Raw genomic sequence first — 3,741 nt, 5'->3', positions numbered from 1 at the left:
GCGGACCGCACCACGTGCGGTCCGCCCCTCGAACTCTCTCGGCGATCCTCGAACTACCTCGGCTGGGGTCAGATGCGGATGAACCGCGGGCTGTCCTGCCAGATGTGCCGGTACACGACGCCGACGCCGGGGCGGGCGGCCTCGACCTGCTTGCCGTTGCCGACGTAGATCGACACGTGGCCGGGGGTCCAGATGAGATCGCCGGGGCGGGCGTTCTTGCGCGAGACGACCTTGCCCTTGCTCTTCTGGGCGGAGGAGGAGCGCGGCAGCGACTTGCCGACGGCCTTCTTGTAGACGTAGCTGGTCAGGCCGGAGCAGTCGAACGCGTTCGGGCCGCTGGCGCCGTACACGTAGCGGTCGCCCACCTGGGCCTTCGCGACCTTGACGATCTTCTGGCCGCGGGTGATCGGCTTCTTGGCCGTGACGTAGGCGGTCTTCGTCGACTTGTCCGCGAGGGCCGCACGGGCCGGGTGGACGACGATGCGCACCTTGTTGGTGCCGACGCGGTAGCGCCAGAGGCCGGGGGCGAAGGTGAACTTGCCGTGGACGAGCCGGGCGCTGTACTGGCGCTTGCCGTTCATGATCAGCGTGGCGGAGCCCTTGATGCGGGCGCCGTTCTTGCTGGCCGTGACCGTGTACCTGGCCTTCGTGGCGCCGGACTTCTTCACGACGGAGTGCCGGGACACCGAGTAGGTCGTGGACGGCTTGGCCGTGGCGGCGGAGGCGTGCGGGGCCTGCTGGGTCTGGGCGACGAGCCCGCCGCCGGTGAGGGCGGCGACGAGGCCGAGGGCGACGAGTGCGCGACGCGGCCGGGAGGCCGCCACGGCGGCGGTGCCGGGGCGCGCAGGATCGAGGGACGTGGGCATGGGTCGTGACCTCCAGCCTGCGAGATGAGCTGTCGGGTGAGGCCGAGATCGTTGGCCCGCCACCATCGGGTGGCTGAACCCCAAGGCCGGGGACGTCCGGAGCATGTGCGCGTCCGGGCGGCCGGCCGGAAGTGGGTCTCCCGCTGCTGCCGTGAGGTTCGTGGTCACCGTGACGCCGGCAGCACTCGGCTGCGTCCCGGTCGGCCGGCACCTGGGGAAGGTGCGGTCGAGGGACGCTAACCCGGCGGACGCCGGGCGGTCACGTTCCGATAACGGCCCGGGCGCGTCGCCGGGGCAACGGCCGCCCCGCGTCGGTGCAGGACGACTCGGGGCATCCCGGCCCGAACCGGGCGGTCGGTCGTGATACGCAATGTGACCAAGGTCACAGTAGGACGTGCGGGGGTGCCGGTCAGCCCAGCAGCCGACGCTTTGCGGCGGCGTACTCCTCGTCGGTCAGGGCCCCGGAGCGGTGCAGCGCCCGCAGCCGCTCGAGCCGCCCGACGATGTCGTCGCCATCCCCGCCGCCCCGCTCGCCGGCGAGCGTCGTCGCAGGTCCGGGGCGTGCGGGTGGCGTCGAGCGGACAGGGACGGCCGGCGGCGCGGGGCCGCGGCGCGTGGCCGCGGCCGGCACGACGACGGCCGCGACGGCGCCGAGCGCCAGCACCGTCCAAGCCACGGCGGACCCCACGCGCACGTCCTCGGTCCCGGCGAGGTGCTGCGCGACCGCGTCGTGCCAGCCCCAGAGGAACCCGGCCGCGCCCGTGACCGCGGCCAGGCCGACGGACGCGGCACGCGTCGCGCGCCACGCCAGCGCCGCGGCGAGCACGAGCAGGCCGATCCCGAGGACGGGCGCCAGCGACGCGACGTCGTCCGACGCGCAGGAGCCGCCGCCGCAGTCCCAGGTCACGAGCTGCCACTCCCGCGCGCCCCAGCGCAGGACGGCGACCGCGACGGCCGCGACCGCCAGCGCGACCAGGGAGCGCACCGCGTCCGGGCTCGGCGCCCGGCGCGGGCCGTACAGGTCGTCCTCGAGGGCCGGGCCGGTACGGGCGTCGCCCGTGGACGCGGCGGGGTCGGAGGGCGCGGGCCGGTTGTCGGGGATCACGACGGCACCTCAGGACAGCAGGTCGTGCGTGCCGGGTGCGTCCGTCACCGCGAGGCACAGGCCCGTGCGGTCGCCGCGCGACCAGCTCTCGTGCGACGGGGTGAGCACCACGAACCGCAGGCCGTCGACCTCGCGCCCGGTCGTGCCGAGCATCTCCGGGCCGCACACCGCGGACGCGCGTCGCACCAGGGCGTCGCCGCCCGGCCAGACGGCTCCGGGGGCGGAGTCCGTGCGCCCGACCACCTGGGCCGCGTGCTCGTCGTCGCACGGCACCGCGGTCACCCGGCCCACGTCGCCGGACGGCAGGGCGCGCAGGCACGAGCCGAGCACGAGCTGCACCGCGTTCGCCTCGACGGGCTCCGTCACCGCGGCCGGCAGCGGCTCCCAGGCGCGGTCGCGGGCCGTCGTGACACCGACCCCGACGGCGCCGCCCGCGACGGCGAGCACCGCCACCGCCGCGCCCGTCCACAGCAGCGCACGCCGGGCGCGCGGGGGCAGCGGGGCACGGCGCGGGGGCGTCGCGCCGGTCCCGCGGGGGAGCGTCGCCGGGCCGCCCTCCGCCTGGTCCGGCAGGTGCAGGTCGGCCAGTCCCTCCGCGGGCAGCACGCCGGGCGGCGTCGGGGCGGCGAAGACCGGCTCCTCGGGCGCCGGTTCGGGCTGCGGGCCGGGCTGCGGGCCGGGCTGCGGGTCGGTGGTCACGGTGCGTTCCGGTCCGTCGTCAGGCCGGGTCGGCGAGGTCGAGGATCACCGGGACGTGGTCGCTGGCGCCCTTGCCCTTGCGCTCGTCGCGGTCGATGACGACGCCGGTGACGCGCTCCGCGACGGCGGGGGAGGCGTACGCGAAGTCGATCCGCAGGCCCTTGTTCCGGGGGAACGCGAGCTGCTGGTAGTCCCAGTACGTGTAGGTGTGCTCGGCGGGCAGGTGCTCGCGCGTCACCTCCGTGTAGCCGGCGGCGGAGAACGCGGCGAACGCCTCCCGCTCCGCGGGGGTGACGTGGGTGTGCCCCGCGAACGCGGCCGGGTCGTACACGTCGGTGTCGAGGGGGATGACGTTCCAGTCGCCCACCAGCGCCACCTGGGCGCGCGGGTCGGCGTCGAGCCACCCGGACGCCTGGTCGCGCAACGCCCCCAGCCACGCCAGCTTGTAGGCGTAGTGCGGGTCGTCGACGGCACGGCCGTGCGGCACGTACAGCGACCACACCCGGACCCCGCCGCAGGTCGCGCCGAGGGCCCGGGCCTCGACCGGCGGCGGTACGTCGAGGAGGGTGGCGGGCGCCTCGTCGGGGCCGGGGGCCGGGGCCTCTGCGGGGGCGTCGTCGGGCGGCGTGGCGGGCGTCGGCGCGGCGGGCTTCGCGAAGCCGGGCTGGCCCGGGAACGACGTCTCGACGTCCGCGATCCCGACCCGCGACGCGATCGCGACCCCGTTCCACGCCGAGTGGCCGGTGTGCGCCACCTCGTACCCCGCGGCCTCGAACGCCACGTGGGGGAACTGCTCGTCGCGACACTTGGTCTCCTGGATCGCGAGCACGTCCGTCTGCGAGCGCTCGAGGAACGCGATCACGCGGTCGACGCGGGCACGGACGGAGTTGACGTTCCAGGTGGCGAGGCGCACGGGCGCCAGGCTACCGGCGGCCGTCGGGCCGGCGGGACCCGACCTTGACGGTGACGTAGCGGGGGGGGGGGGGGGGAGAGGGGGATCGAGCGCGCCCAAATCGCCCCCCCACCCCCCTTGCCCTTCCCCCCTCCGCCCCCCCTCACTAGCGCATACTC

Annotated in this window: 4 protein-coding genes; all 4 read right to left on the bottom strand. The window is 75.8% G+C overall.

Features of this window, described 5'->3' with window-relative positions; all coding sequences use genetic code 11:
• Window positions 1–68 precede the first annotated feature (68 nt).
• Window positions 69–866: a C40 family peptidase gene (locus ACWF41_RS21370; protein WP_380326913.1), complete on the bottom strand. Its 798-nt coding sequence runs from the start codon at window positions 864–866 to the stop codon at window positions 69–71.
• Window positions 867–1,275: 409 nt separating this feature from the next.
• On the bottom strand, window positions 1,276–1,971 hold the full coding sequence (locus ACWF41_RS21365; protein ID WP_380326910.1) for an SHOCT domain-containing protein: 696 nt from the start codon (window positions 1,969–1,971) through the stop codon (window positions 1,276–1,278).
• Window positions 1,972–1,980: 9 nt separating this feature from the next.
• Window positions 1,981–2,670, bottom strand: coding sequence for a septum formation family protein (locus tag ACWF41_RS21360; protein WP_380326907.1), 690 nt, complete (start codon window positions 2,668–2,670; stop codon window positions 1,981–1,983).
• Between the two features lie 19 nt (window positions 2,671–2,689).
• Window positions 2,690–3,583 carry an exodeoxyribonuclease III gene (locus ACWF41_RS21355; protein WP_380326904.1) on the bottom strand — a complete coding sequence of 298 codons (894 nt, stop codon included), beginning with the start codon at window positions 3,581–3,583 and terminating at the stop codon, window positions 2,690–2,692.
• Window positions 3,584–3,741 lie beyond the last annotated feature (158 nt).

The sequence above is a fragment of the Isoptericola sp. NPDC055063 genome (assembly GCF_053608125.1).
This window is presented reverse-complemented; position numbering and strand designations above follow the sequence as displayed.

Bases quoted from the DNA above. Each gene is read 5' to 3' on its own strand.
- ACWF41_RS21370 (WP_380326913.1), bottom strand. From the start codon at position 866: ATGCCCACGTCCCTCGATCCTGCGCGCCCCGGCACCGCCGCCGTGGCG.